Source organism: Streptomyces sp. NPDC005004, assembly GCF_053600675.1.
The window spans coordinates 1-18,273 of sequence record NZ_JBSGAH010000022.1 but is presented as its reverse complement, the minus strand read 5'-3'; the positions used below and the strand labels follow the sequence as shown (position 1 = coordinate 18,273).

Genomic DNA, 18,273 nt, shown 5'->3' with positions numbered 1-18,273 from the left:
TCATCACCCGTCCATGGCGTGAACCTTGACAACTCCCGCCGTCAGGCAGGAGATTGACGCGCGTAGAAGTCGGGGGGACTCCTGTTCGCTCGGTTCTGCGCGCGTCACGGAGGGCCACCGGCCCGACACGCAACCGTATTTCCACCCTCGTTCCGGCGTTCTCGTACGTCCCCGGAGGCATCCCTTGCCGAGCAGGTCTTCCGCGCGTCTCGCCGCGCTCACCGTCGCCGCCGTGTGCAGCGCGACGTCCGTCGTCGTCCTCACCTCGCCCGCGCACGCGGACGCGGTGCGCGTCCACGACATCCAGGGCACCACCCGTATCTCGCCGTACGCCGGCCAGAAGGTCGCGGACGTGCCGGGCATCGTCACGGCCGTGCGGGGCTACGGCTCGTCCAAGGGCTTCTGGCTCCAGGACCCGACGCCGGACGACAACCCGGCCACCAGTGAGGGCGTGTTCGTCTTCACCAGCTCCGCGCCGAAGGCCGCCGTCGGCGACTCGGTGACGGTCTCGGGCACGGTGTCCGAGTACGTGCCGGGCGGCACCGCCTCGGGCAACCAGTCGCTGACCGAGATCACCAAGCCGGTCGTCACGACGGTCTCCACCGGCAACCCGGTCCCGGCCCCGGTCGTCATCGGCAAGCACTCGGTGCCGGACAGCTACACCCCCGCCGGGGACGCGAACGGCTCCGTCAACAGCGAGCAGCTCGACCCCTCGACCTACGCCCTGGACTACTACGAGTCCCTGGAGGGCATGAACGTCCAGGTCGCGAACACCCGTGTGGTAACCGGCACCGACCCCTACAGCGAGCTGTGGGTCACCGTGAAGCCCGGTGAGCACCGCACCCGGCGCGGCGGCACCCTCTACGGCTCGTACGACGCGCAGAACACCGGCCGTCTCCAGATCCAGTCGCTCGGCGCGACCGCCGACTTCCCGCAGGCGAACGTCGGCGACACCCTTCAGGGCGCCACGACCGGCCCGCTGGACTTCAACCAGTACGGCGGCTACACCCTCGTCGCGAGCAGCCTCGGCACGCTTGAGAGCGGCGGCCTGGAGCGGGAGACGACGCGCAGGCAGTCCGCGGGGCAGCTCGCGGTGGCGACGTACAACGTCGAGAACCTGGACCCCTCCGACAACACCTTCGCGCAGCACGCGTCCGCGATCGTGAACAACCTGCGTTCGCCCGACGTCGTGTCCCTGGAGGAGATCCAGGACGACAACGGCGCCACCGACGACGGCACGGTGTCGGCGGGCGTGACCGTGAACAAGCTCATCGACGCGATCGTCGCGGCGGGCGGCCCGCGCTACGACTGGCGCTCGATCGACCCCGTCAACGACCAGGACGGCGGCGAGCCCGGTGGCAACATCCGCCAGGTGTTCCTGTTCAACCCGGAGCGGGTGTCCTTCGTCGACCGCGCGGGCGGCGACTCCACGACCGCTGTCGGCGTGACCAAGGACCACGGCAAGGCGCATCTGACCGCCTCGCCCGGCCGGATCGCCCCGTCCGACGCGGCCTGGAAGTCGAGCCGCAAGCCGCTGGCGGGCGAGTTCGTCTTCCGGGGCAGGACGGTCTTCGTCATCGCCAACCACCTCAACTCCAAGGGCGGGGACCAGCCGCTGACCGCGCAGTACCAGCCGCCGACGCGCAGCTCGGAGACGCAGCGGCACGCGCAGGCGACCCTGGTGAACGGTTTCGTCAAGGACATCCTGTCCGTCCAGAAGGACGCGAACGTCGTCGCGCTCGGCGACATGAACGACTTCGAGTTCTCCGACACCGCCAAGATCCTGGAGGGCGACGGCGAACTCTGGTCGGCGATCAAGTCGCTGCCCAAGAAGGAGCGTTACACCTACGACTACCAGGGCAACGCGCAGGTCCTGGACCAGATCCTGATCAGCCCGGAAATCAGGCGGGAGGGCTCCTTCGCGTACGACAGCGTGCACATCAACTCGGAGTTCCACGACCAGATCAGCGACCACGACCCGCAGGTGCTGCGCTTCCGCCCGTAACCCTTCAGGGTTGCTTAGCGATACCTGGCAGCAGATTTAAGTGGAGCTTTACGGTCGAGGGTGCCGAGACTACGTCCATGACGCCTCGCACCGCACCCTTCGGCCGTACGCTCTGCGCGATGGTCACCCCGTTCACGCCGGCCGGCGCGCTCGACGTGGACGGGGCGGCCCGCCTCGCCGCCCATCTGGTGGCGGAGGGCTGTGACGGCCTGGTCCTGAACGGCACCACGGGGGAGTCCCCCACGACCACGGACACGGAGAAGGCCGAGCTGATCGCGGCGGTCCGCGCGGCGGTGGGCGCCGGGGTCTCCCTGGTCGCAGGCGTGGGCACGGCGGACACCCCCCACACGATCGAACTGACCCGAGCGGCCGAAAAGGCTGGCGCCGACGGCGCGTTGGTGGTCACGCCGTACTACAGCAAGCCGCCGCAGGCATCGGTCGAGTCCCACTTCCGCCGGATCGCGGACGCGACCGGACTCCCCCTGATGCTCTACGACATCCCCGGCCGCACCGGCACCCGCATCGAACCCGCGACGATGATCCGCCTCGCCGCCCACCCCCGCATCGTGGCCGTCAAGGACTGCTCCTACGACTTCCTCGGCGCCCAAAAGGTGCTGGCCACGACCGACTTGGCCTACTACGCGGGCTGCGACGAACACATCCTCGCCCTGTACGCCGTGGGCGCGGCGGGGTGCGTGAGCACCGTCGCGAACGCCGTACCGCGCCAAGTCGCCGCCATCCTGGACGCGTTCGACTCGGGCGACACGGCGCGCGCGACCGAACTCCAGCTCCGCGCGACCCCGTTCATCGAGACGATGATGAACGCCGGCCTGCCCGGCACGGTCACGACGAAAGCCCTCCTCGCCGAACTCGGCCTCCCCGCGGGCCCGGTACGCGCCCCGCTGCTGCCCGCCGACCGCGAGACGGTCGAGGGGCTGCGCGCGGAGTACGAACGGGTCGCGGGGCCGGCGTGATCAGCGGTCGGCGAAGACGGGCATCCAACGCCCCGCCGCCGCGGCGTTCCCCGTGCGGAAACCGCTCAGCGGTACGACCTTGTCGCTGCCGATCGTGACGAGCACGAGCCGGTTGTGGAACTCGCCCCCCTTGCCGCCCGTGTCCCAGGCGACCAGCGTGTTGTCGTCGGCCCAGGAGAGCAGCTGCTGACCGTGCACCTCGGTGATGTGCCGGCCGGTGCGGGGATCGAGGATCCAGGAGGAGGTCTTCATCCGCTCGCCCGCGAAGTCCCCGGCGACGCGCTTGCCGTCGGGCGAGAGACCCGCGGCGACGAACCAGTCCACCTGCCCTTCCCCCGACGGCGCTTCGACCTCGTTTCCCTGCCGGTCGAAGTACTGGTGGCCGGACGGGGTGTCCGCGCCGCTCCAGACGAACCGTCCGTCACGGCTGAAGGCGAAGTCCTGGCGGCTGTTGAGGTTGGTCACGTCCCCGCCGACCTCGGCCCAGGAACTGCTGCCCGAGGCCACGTCGACGACGAGGAAGCCATTGCGGTCCGCCGCCCGGGGGTCCGTCTGCCAATCCGGGACACCTTCGATCTTGTACCGCTCGTCGGGGTTGCCGCCGTAGGCCGTCGCGACGATCTTGGTGCCGTCCCGCGAGAAGGCGAGCCCCCCGACCGGATGGTCGACGGAGATCCACCGCTTGATCTGCCCGGACGCGAGGTCGAGCAGGCCGATCCGGTGGGTGGGCAGGCCCTGTTCGAGGACGGCGGCGGTCCGCAGCCCGGGGGCGACGGCGACCCAGGACCACTTGGCCGTCCTCTCGTACGTCCGCGTCTTCGGGTTCAGCAGCCAGTAGGTGCGCGTGGCCACGGCCCGGTCGGCACCGTGTTTCACGGTCTTCAGGGTGTAGTACGCGGCCAGCGCCGTCCGCCCGGCGGCGATCATGTCGCGGGGTGGCGACTGGTCGGGGTGGGCCGTGACGCCGCCCCCCTCGGGCCCGACCACGCTCGCGGGCAGCACCTCGGTCCACCTCGAATCCACCAGCGGTACCGCGACCGCGATCGCCACCGCGGCGGCGACGGCCGCGAGCCTGCGAGTGCGGCGGCGACGGCGGACGGCCAGCACGCGATCGGCGAACCCGGGCGGTGCCGCCTGCTGTTCACCTGCCTGTTCCCGCAGGGTGTCGCGCACGAATTCGTCGACGTTCACGGACGCACCTCCACGGGCGAGAAGTCACGGGACGGCTGCTGTTCGGCCGCCGCCGGGCCCAGGGCGGCCAACTCGGGTGCGAGAGCGCGCAGTCGGGCCAGGGAGCGGTGGGTGGTGGACCGTACGGTGCCGACGGAGCAGCCGAGGAGGCGGGCCACGTCGGCCTCCTGGAGGTCCTCGTAGTACCGCAGCACCAGCATGGTGCGCTGACGTGCCGTCAGTCTGGCGAGCGCGGCGCGCAGCACGAGACGCAGTTCGGCGGCGGACGAGGCGGCGTCCGGGGCGGCGTGGCTCTCCGGCGGTTCGGCGACGCTGAGTTCGCGCCGTCGCCACTTCAGGCGCCAGCGGCCTATCTGCTGCCGGTACAGGATCTGCCGTACGTACGGCTCGGGTTCGTCGATCCGGTGCCAGTGTCCGGCCGCCTTGACGAGCGCGTTCTGCAACAGGTCCTCGGCCGCGTGCCGGTCGCCGCCGGCCAGCAGCACGGCCGTCCTCAGCAGGGCGGACGACCTGCTCGCCACGAATTCCCGGAAGCTCTCCTGGCTTTCGGCATCCATCGTCACCTTCTCTTTCCCCGGACCGATCCTGTGCCCGGCCCCTGCACCCCCTGTGACGCGCGGGTCCGCCCCGCTATGCCGGTGAGCACGAAGAAGAAGTCTTTCCCGCGACACACCCGAGCGCCCTCCCGGCCGGCCCCCGGAGGGGCGGTGGAAGGGCGCTCGGTGAAGGGACGGCGGCAGCCGGTCAGTTGTGGCTGTGCAGCACGTCGTTCAGGCCGCCCCACACCGCGTTGTTCGGGCGGGCCTCGACGGCGCCGGTGACCGAGTTGCGGCGGAAGAGGATGTTGGAGGCGCCGGAGAGTTCGCGGGCCTTGACGATCTGGCCGTCGGGGAGGGTGACGCGGGTGCCCGCGGTGACGTAGAGGCCGGCCTCGACCACGCACTCGTCGCCCAGCGCGATGCCGACGCCCGCCTCGGCGCCGACCAGGCAGCGCTCGCCGATGGTGATGATGACGTTGCCGCCGCCGGAGAGGGTGCCCATGGTGGAGGCGCCGCCGCCGATGTCGGAGCCGTCGCCCACGACGACGCCCGCGGAGATACGGCCCTCGACCATGGAGGTGCCGAGCGTGCCCGCGTTGAAGTTGACGAAGCCCTCGTGCATGACCGTGGTGCCCTCGGCCAGGTGCGCGCCGAGGCGGACGCGGTCGGCGTCGGCGATGCGCACGCCCTTGGGGGCGACGTAGTCCGTCATGCGCGGGAACTTGTCGATCGAGGTGACCTGGAGGTGCAGGCCCTCGGCGCGGGCGTTCAGCCGTACCGTCTCGATGGCGTCCACGGCGACCGGGCCGAGCGAGGTCCAGGCGACGTTGGCGAGGTGGCCGAAGATGCCGTCCAGGCTCACGCCGTGCGGCTTGACCAGACGGTGGGAGAGCAGGTGGAGGCGCAGATAGGCGTCGTGCGCGTCGACCGGCTTCTCGTCCAGCGAGCCGATGACCGTGCGCACCGCGACCACGTCGACACCCCGGCGGGCGTCCGGGCCGAGCGCGGCGACGACCTTGTCGCCGAGGTACTCGGCGGCCCGGTCGGCCGACAGCCGCTCGGTGCCGGACGGGCCCGGCTCCGCGACCAGCTCGGGGGCCGGGAACCAGGTGTCGAGGACGGTGCCGTCGGCGGCGATGGTGGCGAGACCGGCGGCGACGGCGCCGGTGGTACGGGAAGCGGTGTCGGTCATACGTGCAAACCTAACGTGGGGTGGGGGCAGGTACGCACCCGCGCGCGCTCGCGCCGGGTGTGCGAAGGCGGCGGCACCCGAAGGCGCCGCCGCCTCGCTCACAAAGAGCCCGAGGGGACCTCAGACGTTGAACCCGAGGGCCCGCAACTGCTCGCGGCCCTCCTCGGTGATCTTGTCGGGGCCCCACGGCGGCATCCAGACCCAGTTGATGCGCAGCTCGTTGACCAGGCCGTCCGTGGCGGACTTGGCCTGCTCCTCGATGACGTCCGTGAGCGGGCAGGCCGCGGAGGTCAGGGTCATGTCCAGCGTCGCGACATTGGAGTCGTCGATGTGGATGCCGTAGATCAGGCCGAGGTTGACGACGTCGATGCCCAGCTCGGGGTCGACGACGTCGTACAGGGCTTCGCGGAGTTCTTCCTCCGAGGCCGGCTTCATCTCAGCGGTGTCGGTCATGCCGTCTTCCTTTCGGCTTCGGCGCCACCCAGCGCCTGGGCCGTGGCGTCCTTCCACGCCATCCAGCTCAGGAGGGCGCACTTGACGCGGGCCGGGTACTTGGAGACACCGGCGAACGCGACCGCGTCCTCCAGCACCTCCTCCATCGCGTCGTCGGGCTCGATCCGGCCCTTGGACTGCATCAGCTCCAGGAAGGTCTCCTGGATCTTCTGCGCCTCGGGCAGGTCCTTGCCCACCAGCAGTTCGTTGAGCACGGAGGCGGATGCCTGGCTGATGGAACAGCCCTGCCCCTCGTACGACACGTCGGCGATCCGGCCGCCGTCGTACTTCACCCGGAGGGTGATCTCGTCGCCGCAGGTCGGGTTCACATGGTGCACCTCGGCGTCGCCGTCCCTGAGGCCACGCCCGTGCGGATTCTTGTAGTGGTCCAGGATGACTTCCTGGTACATGGAGTCCAGCTTCATGCGATCGCTCGTCCCGTCAGCCGAAGAAGTTCCGTACGTGCTCCAGCCCCTCGACCAGTGCGTCGATCTCGGCGGGCGTGGAGTACAGGTAGAACGACGCCCGGGTGGTCGCCGGAATTCCGTACCGCAGGCAGACCGGCCGCGCGCAGTGGTGGCCGACGCGCACGGCGATGCCCTGCTCGTCGAGGACCTGGCCCACGTCGTGCGGGTGGATGTCGCCGAGCGTGAAGGAGATCGCCGCGCCCCGGTCCTCGGCCGTGGAGGGGCCGATGATGCGCAGGTCGGGGACCTCGCCCAGCCGCTTCACCGCGTACTCGGTGAGGGCGTGCTCGTGGGCGAGGATCTTGTCCATGCCGATCGAGTCGAGGTAGTCGATCGCGGCACCGAGACCGACCGCCTGGGCGATCGGCGGGGTGCCCGCCTCGAACTTGTGCGGCGCCGGGGCGTAGGTCGAGGAGTGCATCGAGACGGTCTCGATCATCTCGCCGCCGCCCAGGAACGGGGGCAGGTCCTCCAGGAGCTCCTGGCGGCCCCAGAGCACGCCGATGCCGGTCGGACCGCACATCTTGTGGCCGGTGAAGGCCACGAAGTCGGCGCCGAGCGCCTGGACGTCCAGCGGCATGTGCGGCGCGGCCTGCGAGGCGTCGACGCAGACCAGCGCGCCGACCTCCTGGGCGCGGCGCACGATCGCCTCGACCGGGTTGACCGTGCCCAGGATGTTGGAGACCAGCACGAAGGAGACGATCTTCGTCTTCTCGGTGATGATCTCGTCGATGTTGGACAGGTCGAGACGGCCGTCGTCGGTGAGGCCGAACCACTTCAGCTTCGCGCCCGTGCGCTGCGCGAGCAGCTGCCACGGCACGATGTTGGAGTGGTGCTCCATCTCCGTGATGACGATCTCGGTCTCGTGGTCGACCCGGTAGGGCTCGTCGGCCCAGCCGAGCATGTTGGCCACGAGGTTGAGGGACTCGGAGGCGTTCTTGGTGAAGATCACCTCGTCGCGGCTGGGCGCGTTGATGAACGACGCGACCTTGTCCCGCGCGCCCTCGTACAGCGCCGTGGCCTCCTCGGCGAGCACGTGCACGCCGCGGTGGACGTTGGCGTTGTACCGCTCGTAGTACTCGCTCAAGGCGTCCAGCACCTGGCGCGGCTTCTGCGAGGTCGCCGCGTTGTCCAGGTATACGAGCTTCTTCCCGTCGTGGACCTGGCGGTCCAGGATGGGGAAGTCCTTGCGGATCGCCTCTGTGTCGAGGAGGCCCGGCATCTGTGTCACGCGGTTACGCCGCCCTTCGTGTAAGCCTCGTAGCCCTCGTTCTCCAGCTTGTCGGCCAGCTCCGGACCGCCGGACTCGACGATGCGGCCGCCGGCGAAGACGTGGACGAAGTCGGGCTTGATGTACCGCAGGATGCGCGTGTAGTGCGTGATCAGCAGGGTGCCGGTCTCGCCCGTCTCGCGGACGCGGTTGACGCCCTCGGAGACGATGCGCAGTGCGTCCACGTCGAGGCCGGAGTCGGTCTCGTCCAGGATCGCGATGTGCGGCTTGAGCAGTTCGAGCTGGAGGATCTCGTGGCGCTTCTTCTCACCGCCGGAGAAGCCCTCGTTGACGTTGCGCTCGGCGAAGGAGGAGTCCATGTGGAGGCGCTCCATGGTCTCCTTGACCTCCTTCACCCAGGTGCGCAGCTTGGGGGCCTCGCCGCGGATGGCGGTGGCGGAGGTGCGCAGGAAGTTGGAGACGGAGACACCGGGGACCTCGACCGGGTACTGCATGGCGAGGAAGAGGCCGGCGCGGGCGCGCTCGTCGACGGACATCGCGAGGACGTCCTCGCCGTCGAGGGTGACGGTGCCGCCGGTGATCGTGTACTTCGGGTGACCCGCGAGCGAGTAGGCGAGGGTCGACTTGCCGGAGCCGTTGGGGCCCATGATGGCGTGCGTCTCGCCCTGCTTCACGGTGAGGTCGACGCCCTTGAGGATCTCCTTCGTGGCGTTGTCGGCCTCGACGGTGACGTGCAGGTCTCGGATTTCAAGCGTTGCCATGGATGCCTCAGGACTCCTGGGAGAGGGAGACGAGCACGTCGTCCCCTTCGATCTTTACGGGGTAAACGGGGACGGGGCGCGTCGCGGGCGGGCCGGACGGCTTGCCGGTGCGGAGGTCGAAGCACGAGCCGTGCAGCCAGCACTCGATCTGGCCGTCCTCCACCTCGCCCTCGGAGAGGGAGACGTTCGCGTGCGAGCAGATGTCGTAGATCGCGTACACCTCGCCCTCGGTCTTCACGACCGAGACCGGCGTGCCGTCGAGCTCCACCCGCTTGGGGGTGTCCTCCGACAGCTCGCTCAGCCCGCAGGCGCGTACGAAGCTGCTGGTGGTCATCCGACCGACGCCTCCAGCTCCTCCTCGATCTTGGCGAGCAGGCGCTCCTCGATGTCGGTGACACCGATCTGCTGGACCAGCTCGGCGAAGAAGCCGCGGACCACGAGACGGCGGGCCTCGTGCTCCGGGATGCCGCGGGCCATCAGGTAGAAGAGCTGCTCGTCGTCGAAGCGGCCGGTGGCGGAGGCGTGACCGGCGCCGACGATCTCGCCGGTCTCGATCTCCAGGTTCGGCACCGAGTCGACACGCGAGCCGTCGGTGAGGACGAGGTTGCGGTTCATCTCGTAGGTGTCCGTGCCCTCGGCCTTGGCCTCGATGAGCACGTCACCGATCCACACGGCGTGCGCGTTGTCGCCCTGGAGCGCGCCCTTGTAGACGACGTTGGACTTGCAGTGCGGGGTGTTGTGGGTGACCAGGAGGCGGTGCTCCTGGTGCTGGCCCGCGTCGGTGAAGTACAGGCCGAACAGCTCGGCCTCGCCGCCGGGGCCCGTGTACTCGACGCGCGGGTGCAGGCGGACCACGTCGCCGCCGAAGGTGACGACCACGGACTTGAAGGAGGCGTCCCGGCCGATCAGCGCGTTGTGCTGGGCGACGTGCACGGCCTTGTCGTCCCAGTCCTGGACGGAGACGACGGTCAGCTTGGCGCCGTCACCGAGGACGTAGTCCACGTTGGCGGCGAGCACCGCGTCACCGGTGTGGTCGATGACCACGACGGCCTCGGCGAAGGCACCCAGCTCGATCACCTGGTGGCCGAAGGCGGTCCCGCCCTCGCCGTGCACCGCGATGCGGATCGGCTCGGTGAGGACGGTGTCCTTCGGGACGGTCACCACGCCGGCCTGCTCGAAGGCGGAGAACGCCTGGGCGGCGACGCGGTCCACGGGGGTGCCCGCCTTGCCGATCCGGGCGTCGTCGCGGCCGACGGTCTCGACGATGACGCCCTCGGGCGCCTCGACGGCGACCTTCACGCCCTCGCCGGTGGCGACGGCGGTGCCGTCGTGCAGACCGCGCAGGCGCTCCAGCGGGGTGAACCGCCACTCCTCCTCGCGGCCGTGCGGGACGGGGAAGTCCGTCACGTCGAAGGAGGGGGGCGCGCTCATGCGCGAGACGACGGTCGACTCCGCGGCGACCGCGATCGAGCCGGCGGTGGTGGAGCCCACCGGCGGGGGTCCCCCCGCTCGTTCGGAGCCGAGAGTGGGGGAGTTCTGAGCCTCAGCCATGGCTGTCGTAGTGCTCGCTTTCCTTTGCGTAGGGGGCCGGACGGGGTGCGGGTCGGCGGGTCAGCCGACCGCGCCCTCCATCTGCAGCTCGATCAGCCGGTTGAGCTCCAGCGCGTACTCCATCGGCAGCTCCTTGGCGATGGGCTCGACGAAGCCGCGCACGATCATCGCCATCGCCTCGAACTCGGAGAGACCGCGGCTCATCAGGTAGAAGAGCTGGTCCTCGGAGACCTTGGAGACGGTGGCCTCGTGGCCCATGGACACGTCGTCCTCGCGGACGTCCACGTAGGGGTAGGTGTCCGAACGGGAGATGGTGTCGACCAGCAGCGCATCGCACAGCACGTTGGACTTCGCTCCGGCCGCGCCCTCGCCGATCTCGATGAGACCGCGGTAGGAGGTACGGCCGCCGCCGCGCGCCACCGACTTGGAGACGATGTTGGACGACGTGTTCGGCGCCATGTGGACCATCTTGGCGCCGGCGTCCTGGTGCTGGCCCTCACCCGCGAAGGCGATGGAGAGGGTCTCGCCCTTGGCGTGCTCGCCCATCAGGTAGACGGCCGGGTACTTCATCGTCACCTTGGAGCCGATGTTGCCGTCGATCCACTCCATGGTCGCGCCCTCGTACGCCACGGCGCGCTTGGTGACCAGGTTGTAGACGTTGTTCGACCAGTTCTGGATGGTCGTGTAGCGGCAGCGGGCGTTCTTCTTGACGATGATCTCGACGACCGCGCTGTGCAGCGAGTCCGACTTGTAGATCGGGGCCGTACAGCCCTCGACGTAGTGCACGTAGGCACCCTCGTCGACGATGATCAGGGTCCGCTCGAACTGGCCCATGTTCTCCGTGTTGATACGGAAGTAGGCCTGGAGCGGGATCTCCACGTGCACGCCCTTCGGCACGTAGATGAAGGAGCCGCCGGACCACACGGCCGTGTTCAGCGAGGCGAACTTGTTGTCACCGACCGGGATGACCGTGCCGAAGTACTCCTTGAACAGCTCGGGGTGCTCACGGAGCGCGGTGTCGGTGTCCAGGAAGATGACGCCCTGCTCCTCCAGGTCCTCGCGGATCTGGTGGTAGACGACCTCCGACTCGTACTGCGCGGCGACACCGGCGACCAGGCGCTGCTTCTCCGCCTCCGGGATGCCGAGCTTGTCGTAGGTGTTCTTGATGTCCTCGGGCAGGTCCTCCCAGGACTCCGCCTGCTTCTCCGTGGAGCGCACGAAGTACTTGATGTTGTCGAAGTCGATGCCCGAGAGGTCCGAGCCCCAGTTGGGCATGGGCTTCTTCTCGAACAGCTTCAGGCCCTTGAGCCGCAGCTTCGTCATCCACTCCGGCTCGGACTTCTTGTCCGAGATGTCACGGACGACGGCCTCGTTCAGGCCACGCTTCGCTGCGGCACCGGCCACGTCGGAGTCGGCCCAGCCGTATTCGTACTTGCCCAGACCCTCGAGTTCGGGGTGGGCAGTCTCCGTGGGGAGAGTCATGCGGGGTTCCTCCCGGCCGTGCTTGCAGGTGCGTCGGTGATGGTCTTGGGGATGAACGTCGTGCAGACGCCGTCGCCGTGCGCGATGGTCGCCAGCCGCTGGACGTGGGTCCCCAGCAGTTCGGCGAAGAACTCCGTCTCCGCCTCGCAGAGCTGGGGGAAGCGTTCGGCGACGTGGGCGACCGGGCAGTGGTGCTGACAGAGCTGCTCGCCGACCGGTGCGCTGCGCGCTGTAGCAGCGTACCCGTCCGCGGTCAAGGCCTTGGCCAGGGCTTCGGCGCGGTGCTCGGGGGCGACGCCCTCGACGGCCTTGCGGTAGCCGTCCGCCTGGGCGGCGATCCGGGCGCGGGCGAAGGCGGCGACCGCCTCGTCCCCGCCCTCGCGCTCGGCGATCCAGCGCAGGGCGTCCACGGCGAGCTGGTCGTAGGACTGGTCGAAGGCGTCCCGGCCGCAGGGGGTCAGGGCGAACACCTTGGCGGGTCGGCCGCGGGTACGGGCTCCGTACACCCGCTGCTCGCGTGCCTCCACGACGTCGTCGGCGGCCAGCGCGTCGAGGTGCCGGCGTACGGCGGCCTGGGTCAGACCCAGCCGCCCGGCCAGCTCGGCGACGGTGGACGGGCCGTGATCCAGGATGGACCGCGCGACCCGGTTGCGCGTCGAACGCTCACCGGTCGCTAGCTCCTCCTGCGGGGTACCCACCGGGGTCTCCCGAGCCTCGCCGACGTTTTTCACAACGCCATTGTTGCGTAATTCTTCGGAGCCTGACAAGCCGGGCCCCGCCGGGCGGACGGTGCCCTGCGTCACTTAGGCCCACCTAACCTGACCTGCGGAAACGATCTCCGGATCACCATCGGCGACCCCCTCACCAGGCAAAAGCGGTGGCCCCGCCCGACCCCGGCGGGCACACTCCAGCCATGCCCGCGCCCGCTCCGAACGGCCCCCTGATCACCCGCGACACGATCTCCGCGCGGCTGCGCGAGATGGGTGTCGCGCCTGGTGAGACCCTCCTCGTCCACTCCTCGCTGAGTTCCCTCGGCTGGGTGAACGGCGGCGCCGTCGCCGTCGTCCAGGGACTCCTCGACGCCCTCGGCCCGACCGGCACGCTGACGGTCCCCACGCACTCGACCGATCTGTCCGACCCGGCGCGCTGGCGCAATCCCCCGGTGCCCGAGGAGTGGTGGGACGACATCCGCTCGACGATGCCCGCCTACGACCCCCGGATCACACCCACACTGGGCATGGGGGCGATCCCGGAGACCGTCCGCACCTGGCCCGGAGCCCGGCGCAGCGCTCACGCCCACACCTCGTTCGCCGCGCTCGGACCGCGCGCCGCCGAGATCACCGAAGGCCACGCACCCGACTGCCGGCTGGGCGAGCACAGCCCGCTGGCCAGGCTGGAGCGGGCCGGGGCGCGGGTCCTGCTGCTCGGTGTGGGATACGGCTCCTGCACCGCCTTCCACCTCGCCGAGTACCGCGTACCGTCCCCGTCCGAGCGCATCGGCCGGCCCGCGCCCGGCGGCGGCTGGGAAGAGGCGACGGACGTGTCCGTCGACTCGGAACGGTTCGACGAGCTGGGCCACGACTTCGAGCGGGACCGCCCTGTCGTGCGCGAGCGGATCGGCACCGCCGACGTCCGGCTCTTCCCGCTGGCGGACGCCGTGTCGTACGCCGAGCGCTGGCTCCCGGTGCACCGGCCCCGGGAGGAGGAGTTCTCCGACCCCCGCGCCTGAGCGCCCGCGCGGCTCCCTAGACTCTTGGGTCATGCGAAGTGAGCCCGTGGTCCAGGTACAGGCCCTGGTGAAGCGTTACGGCCCCAAGACCGCGGTGAACGGCCTCGACCTGGAGGCGCGGGCGGGGGTGACCGCCGTACTCGGTCCCAACGGGGCCGGCAAGACGACCACCGTCGAGACCTGCGAGGGGTACCGGAAGCCGGACTCCGGCACGGTGCGCGTCCTGGGGCTCGACCCCGTGAAGCAGTCCGCCGAGCTGCGGCCCCGGATCGGGGTGATGCTCCAGTCCGGCGGCGTCTACTCCGGCGCCCGCGCGGACGAGATGCTCCGCCATGTCGCCAGGCTGCACGCCCACCCGCTGGACGTGGACGCGCTGATCGAACGCCTCGGGCTCGGCTCCTGCGGGCGGACGAGCTACCGGCGGCTGTCCGGCGGCCAGCAGCAGCGGCTCGCGCTCGCCATGGCCGTCGTCGGCCGCCCCGAGCTGGTGTTCCTGGACGAGCCCACCGCCGGGCTCGACCCGCAGGCCCGCCGCGCCACCTGGGACCTGGTGCGCGCCCTGCGCACCGACGGCGTCTCGGTCATCCTCACCACCCACCACATGGACGAGGCCGAACAGCTCGCCGACGACGTCGCGATCATCGACGGCGGCCGGGTCATCGCCCAGGGCTCCCCCGAGGAGCTGTGCCGCGGCGGCGCCGAGAACACCCTGCGCTTCACCGGCCGTCCCGGACTCGACCTCGCCGCACTGCTCAAGGCGCTTCCCGCCGACTGCACGGCCGCCGAGCTGACCCCGGGCTCCTACCGGGTGACCGGCAAGATAGACCCCCAGCTGCTCGCCACGGTCACCTCGTGGTGCGCGCAGCACGGGGTGATGCCGGACCGGATCTCGGTCGAGCGGCACACCCTGGAAGACGTATTCCTCGAGCTGACCGGCAAGGAGCTGCGCTCGTGACCACCCCCGCGGACACGACCGCCCCGGGCACCACCCCCTCGGGCGCCTACGCCCCGAAGCCCGGAGCCGCCCCGCTCCCCCGCATGATCACCGCTCAGGCCGCGCTGGAGACGCGGATGCTGCTGCGCAACGGCGAGCAGCTGCTGCTGACCGTGGTCATCCCGACCCTGCTGCTCGTGCTCTTCAGCCTGGTCGACATCACGGACACCGGTCCCGGCAAGGCCGTGGACTTCCTGGCCCCGGGCGTTCTGGCCCTGGCCGTCATGTCGACGGCGTTCACCGGCCAGGCCATCGCCACCGGCTTCGAGCGCCGCTACGGCGTCCTGAAGCGGCTCGCCGCCTCGCCGCTGCCGCGCTGGGCCCTGATGACCGCGAAGACCGCCTCCGTGCTGGTCACCGAGGTGCTCCAGGTGATCCTGCTGACGGTCATCGCGTTCGCGCTGGGCTGGTCCCCGCACGGCAACCCGGCCGCGGTCCTGCTTCTGCTGGTCCTCGGTACGGCCGCCTTCTCCGGGCTCGGGCTGCTGATGGCGGGCACGCTCAAGGCGGAGGCCACGCTCGCCGCCGCCAACCTCGTCTTCCTGCTGCTGCTCGTGGGCGGCGGGGTGATCGTGCCGCTGGAGAAGTTCGGCTCCGCCGGACAGCACGTGCTCGGCCTGCTGCCGATCTCCGCGCTCTCCGGCGGTCTGCGCGACGTCCTCCAACACGGCGCCGGGACGCCCTGGGGCGACCTGGCGATGCTCGCGGTGTGGGCGGTCGTGGGGCTCGCGGCGGCGGGGAAGTTCTTCCGCTGGGAGTAGACGGCTGGAGGCGGGCAGCGCGGCGCTTGACCCGCGCACGGCGCTGACCTCGGGAAACCGGCGTAGCCCAGACCCTAGTGAAAGCGTGCACAAGCGGGCATCTACTATTACGCGCGTGCCAAAGCTGACCCCCGCCGACACCGCAGCGGCCCTGCGCAACCCGCTCGCCTTCATCGCCGAGCGCTGGACCCCGGACCCCCGTACGGTCCGCCGGGCCGCGCTCGCCGCACTCGTGATGGCGGTGGTCATCGTGGTCACCGGCGGCGCGGTGCGGCTGACCAGCTCGGGCCTCGGCTGCCCGACCTGGCCCACCTGCACCGCCGACTCGCTGACCACGACCCGCGCGATGGGCTTCCACGGCGCGATCGAGTTCGGCAACCGGATGCTGACGTACGTGCTGTGCGCCGCCATCGGCTGGGCGATCATCGCCGCGCGCTCCGCGAAGCCCTGGCGGCGGAGCCTGACCCGGCTCGGCTGGGCCCAGTTCTGGGTGGTCATGGGCAACGCGGTGCTCGGCGGCATCGTGGTGCTGGTCGGTCTGAACCCCTACACCGTCGCCGCGCACTTCCTGCTCACCACCGCGCTGATCACGGTCGCGACCGTGATGTGGCAGCGCACCCGGGAGGGCGACGGCGAGGCGCGTCCGCTGGTCGGCGGGGCGGTACGGCAGCTCGTGTGGTTCCTGGTCGCCGCGTCCGCGCTGCTCGTCGTGGCCGGCACGGTGGTGACCGGCGCGGGTCCGCACGCGGGTGACTCCAGCGAGGTCGAGCGCATCCCGGTCGACTGGGAGACGGTCGCCAAGCTGCACGCGGTGCTCGCCTGGATCGTGGTCACGCTGACCTTCGCCCTGTGGTTCGTCCTCAAGGCGGTCGACGCCCCGAAGGCCCCGCTGCACCGCACCCGCGAGCTGTTCGTCGTGCTTCTCGCGCAGGGTGTCATCGGCTACGTCCAGTACTTCACGCACCTGCCCGAGGCCCTGGTCGCCCTGCACATGCTGGGCTCCTCGGTGATGTGGATCTGGGTGCTGCGCGTCCTGCTCTCGCTGCGCGAGCGCCCCGCCGACGCGGTGGCGGTGCCCGGCCCCTCGGCCGAGGTCACGGTCGGCACCTCGGCCTGACACGTTCGGGCCCGCAGGGCTCAGTCCAGCCCGTACACCCTGAGCGCGTTCTCCGCCGCCACCATGCGGGCCACCCGGCGCGCGTCCGTCAGCGACCAGGCGCCGTCGGTGACCCAGGTGCCGAGGACGCGGTTCAGGGACTCGCGGAAGAGCCGGGCGGCGACGACGTGCAGCTCCGGCAGGGAGCGCGCCCCGCTGGAGAAGAGGATCTTGCCGAAGGGGGCCAGCTCCAGGATCTCCGCGAGCACCGTGGCCGCGCGGACGCCGGTACGGAGGAGCGCGGCGCCGGAGTCGGCGTAGACGTGCGGATGGGCGGCGGCCAGATGGGCGGCGTACCGGTGGTGCGGGTAGCCGTGCAGCAGGACCAGGTCCGTCCCGAGGCCGGCGGTGGCCCGTACGAAGCCGGTCAGCGGGCCGGGGTCGGCCGACACGCCCGACACGCCCGGGGCGCCGAGTCCCGCGTGCAGTTGGAGCGGACGTCCGGAGGCGACGGCGGTCCACAGCAGATGGCGCAGCAGCACCGGATCGGCCGGCGCCTCCCCCACGCGTCGCCCCGCCAGCCAGCGCGAGGCCGCGCCCCGCACCTCGCCGGGTCCGGGCGGCTCGGGCGAGAGGGCCGCGCCGTCCGCGAACCCGGCCCCGGTCGTGAAGGCGACGGCGTGACCGGCCGCGCCGTGCACCGACTCGGCCAGGTTGGCGAGGAAGGACGCGACGCTGCCCGAGGTGTCCGCGACCTGCGCGGCCAGCGGCTCGAGCCGGACGATCTCCCGTGCCTCGGCGTCCCCGGCGGCGGCCATCTCGTCGGGTCCGGTGAGGTCCCCGGGCAGCCCGGTGTCGACCAGATAGGTCGTGATCCCACTCCCCCGCAGCAGCCTGCGCCCCGACTCCAGGACGCCCAGCTCCCGCCGCCGCGCCAGATACCGCGCGGGCGCGCAGTGCGGCTCGAGACCGAGCAGCGGCGGACACCACCGCCGCACCGCGAACCCCGTCTGCGTGTCGAACAACGTGGTCCCCGCCGCGGGTGGCCCCTCCATACGCCCGAGCTGGGTCTCGAACGTCCCGAGCCCCAGTTCGGTCCGCAACACCCCATGACAGTGCTGATCCACGAGCGACGCCGTATCGATCATCCCGAGCTCCCGTAAGGACGGTGTGCTGCCTTACCGTCCTAACGGCGCGAAGGGAGTACAGGTGGCGCTCGCCGGCCGAAGGCGCGTGGGACCCTGTCGGTGCGCGGCTCCGCCGCGTGGGCCCGACAAGCCGCGGCGCGCCCGCACCCCGCGACGCCCGCACCCCGCGACGCGCGGACCCCCCGCCCCGACTCAGATCTGAATGCCGGCCATCCGCTTCCACTCGTACGCGCTCGTGCGGATCTTCGCCGCGAACTCCCCGTCGAACTCCTCGTGGATCTCGACTCCCGCCCTCTCCAGCGCCTGCCGCCCGATCTCCACGCTGGGCGCCACCAGGTTCCCCCACTCCCCGTCCTCGCCGACGAGGGCGATCCGGGCCCCCCGCTCACCGAGGTACGCCACGTTGCCCCCGGCCCCGCCGTGCGCCTTGGCGAAGGTGCCGATCTCGTGGGCGAGGCGCTTCACCTTGCGCTCGGTCTTCGCGTCAACCTGCTCCGTGTCTGCCATGGTCAGGATGCTACCGACGGGTAGATGAAACGGCGAAGGGAGGGGCGCGTGGCCTTGGCCACGGCTTCCGCACCCGGGACGGCATCGCCGAGATCGAGGGCAACTACCCGAGCAAGGGAGCCCGGGGCGAGCGGGGGGCCTGGTTCCGGGACA

General features: G+C 70.8%; 19 protein-coding genes and 1 pseudogene. 7 read left to right on the top strand and 13 right to left on the bottom strand.

Features of this window, described 5'->3' with window-relative positions; all coding sequences use genetic code 11:
• Window positions 1-184 precede the first annotated feature (184 nt).
• Together ACWEEU_RS26075 and dapA are read left to right on the top strand one after the other, a co-directional pair.
• Complete coding sequence (locus ACWEEU_RS26075) at window positions 185-2,005, top strand: endonuclease/exonuclease/phosphatase family protein (RefSeq protein ID WP_451735315.1); 1,821 nt, start codon at window positions 185-187, stop codon at window positions 2,003-2,005.
• Between the two features lie 77 nt (window positions 2,006-2,082).
• Window positions 2,083-2,979 carry a 4-hydroxy-tetrahydrodipicolinate synthase gene (dapA, locus tag ACWEEU_RS26070; RefSeq protein WP_451735313.1) on the top strand — a complete coding sequence of 299 codons (897 nt, stop codon included), beginning with the start codon at window positions 2,083-2,085 and terminating at the stop codon, window positions 2,977-2,979.
• On the opposite strand, the gene ACWEEU_RS26065 is transcribed toward dapA, so the two are convergent.
• The 11 genes from ACWEEU_RS26065 to ACWEEU_RS26015 form a co-directional block, all read right to left on the bottom strand.
• Window positions 2,980-4,170, bottom strand: a complete 1,191-nt coding sequence (locus ACWEEU_RS26065; RefSeq protein ID WP_451735311.1) for a WD40 repeat domain-containing protein — start codon at window positions 4,168-4,170, stop codon at window positions 2,980-2,982.
• Complete coding sequence (locus tag ACWEEU_RS26060; RefSeq protein WP_451735309.1) at window positions 4,167-4,727, bottom strand: SigE family RNA polymerase sigma factor; 561 nt, start codon at window positions 4,725-4,727, stop codon at window positions 4,167-4,169. The genes ACWEEU_RS26065 and ACWEEU_RS26060 overlap by 4 nt, the downstream gene beginning before the upstream one ends.
• A 187-nt stretch (window positions 4,728-4,914) precedes the next feature.
• Window positions 4,915-5,901, bottom strand: a complete 987-nt coding sequence (dapD, locus tag ACWEEU_RS26055; protein ID WP_385745904.1) for a 2,3,4,5-tetrahydropyridine-2,6-dicarboxylate N-succinyltransferase — start codon at window positions 5,899-5,901, stop codon at window positions 4,915-4,917.
• A gap of 120 nt (window positions 5,902-6,021) precedes the next feature.
• Window positions 6,022-6,354 carry a metal-sulfur cluster assembly factor gene (locus tag ACWEEU_RS26050; protein ID WP_199586546.1) on the bottom strand — a complete coding sequence of 111 codons (333 nt, stop codon included), beginning with the start codon at window positions 6,352-6,354 and terminating at the stop codon, window positions 6,022-6,024.
• Window positions 6,351-6,818, bottom strand: coding sequence for a Fe-S cluster assembly sulfur transfer protein SufU (gene sufU / locus ACWEEU_RS26045; RefSeq protein WP_385745906.1), 468 nt, complete (start codon window positions 6,816-6,818; stop codon window positions 6,351-6,353). Before sufU ends, ACWEEU_RS26050 begins: the two co-directional genes overlap by 4 nt.
• Before the next feature lie 16 nt (window positions 6,819-6,834).
• Window positions 6,835-8,091: a cysteine desulfurase gene (locus tag ACWEEU_RS26040; RefSeq protein WP_385745908.1), complete on the bottom strand. Its 1,257-nt coding sequence runs from the start codon at window positions 8,089-8,091 to the stop codon at window positions 6,835-6,837.
• Complete coding sequence (gene sufC, locus ACWEEU_RS26035; RefSeq protein WP_451735306.1) at window positions 8,088-8,852, bottom strand: Fe-S cluster assembly ATPase SufC; 765 nt, start codon at window positions 8,850-8,852, stop codon at window positions 8,088-8,090. Before sufC ends, ACWEEU_RS26040 begins: the two co-directional genes overlap by 4 nt.
• A gap of 7 nt (window positions 8,853-8,859) precedes the next feature.
• Complete coding sequence (locus tag ACWEEU_RS26030) at window positions 8,860-9,186, bottom strand: non-heme iron oxygenase ferredoxin subunit (protein ID WP_018545775.1); 327 nt, start codon at window positions 9,184-9,186, stop codon at window positions 8,860-8,862.
• Window positions 9,183-10,403, bottom strand: coding sequence for a Fe-S cluster assembly protein SufD (gene sufD, locus ACWEEU_RS26025; RefSeq protein WP_385745912.1), 1,221 nt, complete (start codon window positions 10,401-10,403; stop codon window positions 9,183-9,185). Before sufD ends, ACWEEU_RS26030 begins: the two co-directional genes overlap by 4 nt.
• A gap of 60 nt (window positions 10,404-10,463) precedes the next feature.
• Complete coding sequence (gene sufB, locus ACWEEU_RS26020; RefSeq protein WP_385745914.1) at window positions 10,464-11,885, bottom strand: Fe-S cluster assembly protein SufB; 1,422 nt, start codon at window positions 11,883-11,885, stop codon at window positions 10,464-10,466.
• Window positions 11,882-12,616, bottom strand: coding sequence for a helix-turn-helix transcriptional regulator (locus tag ACWEEU_RS26015; protein WP_366803964.1), 735 nt, complete (start codon window positions 12,614-12,616; stop codon window positions 11,882-11,884). The genes sufB and ACWEEU_RS26015 overlap by 4 nt, the downstream gene beginning before the upstream one ends.
• A gap of 182 nt (window positions 12,617-12,798) precedes the next feature.
• Here ACWEEU_RS26015 and ACWEEU_RS26010 point away from each other — a divergent pair, with 182 nt between their 5' ends.
• From ACWEEU_RS26010 to ACWEEU_RS25995, 4 genes are all read left to right on the top strand, one after another.
• Entirely contained in the window at window positions 12,799-13,614 is an 816-nt protein-coding gene (locus ACWEEU_RS26010) for an aminoglycoside N(3)-acetyltransferase (protein ID WP_451735303.1), read from the top strand.
• A gap of 31 nt (window positions 13,615-13,645) precedes the next feature.
• A complete protein-coding gene (locus ACWEEU_RS26005) occupies window positions 13,646-14,569 on the top strand; it encodes an ABC transporter ATP-binding protein (RefSeq protein ID WP_451735301.1) in 924 nt (307 codons plus the stop codon).
• A gap of 83 nt (window positions 14,570-14,652) precedes the next feature.
• On the top strand, window positions 14,653-15,369 hold the full coding sequence (locus ACWEEU_RS26000; RefSeq protein WP_451735394.1) for an ABC transporter permease: 717 nt from the start codon (window positions 14,653-14,655) through the stop codon (window positions 15,367-15,369).
• 106 nt (window positions 15,370-15,475) lie between these two features.
• Complete coding sequence (locus tag ACWEEU_RS25995) at window positions 15,476-16,486, top strand: COX15/CtaA family protein (protein ID WP_451735392.1); 1,011 nt, start codon at window positions 15,476-15,478, stop codon at window positions 16,484-16,486.
• 20 nt (window positions 16,487-16,506) lie between these two features.
• Here the strand turns inward: ACWEEU_RS25995 and ACWEEU_RS25990 are convergent, their stop codons facing one another.
• A complete protein-coding gene (locus ACWEEU_RS25990; protein WP_385745920.1) occupies window positions 16,507-17,613 on the bottom strand; it encodes an amidohydrolase family protein in 1,107 nt (368 codons plus the stop codon).
• A gap of 192 nt (window positions 17,614-17,805) precedes the next feature.
• Window positions 17,806-18,120, bottom strand: a complete 315-nt coding sequence (locus tag ACWEEU_RS25985) for a hypothetical protein (RefSeq protein WP_199586535.1) — start codon at window positions 18,118-18,120, stop codon at window positions 17,806-17,808.
• A gap of 62 nt (window positions 18,121-18,182) precedes the next feature.
• Between ACWEEU_RS25985 and ACWEEU_RS25980 the strand changes: the two are divergent.
• Window positions 18,183-18,273: pseudogene (locus ACWEEU_RS25980) on the top strand (VOC family protein); the annotation flags it as partial.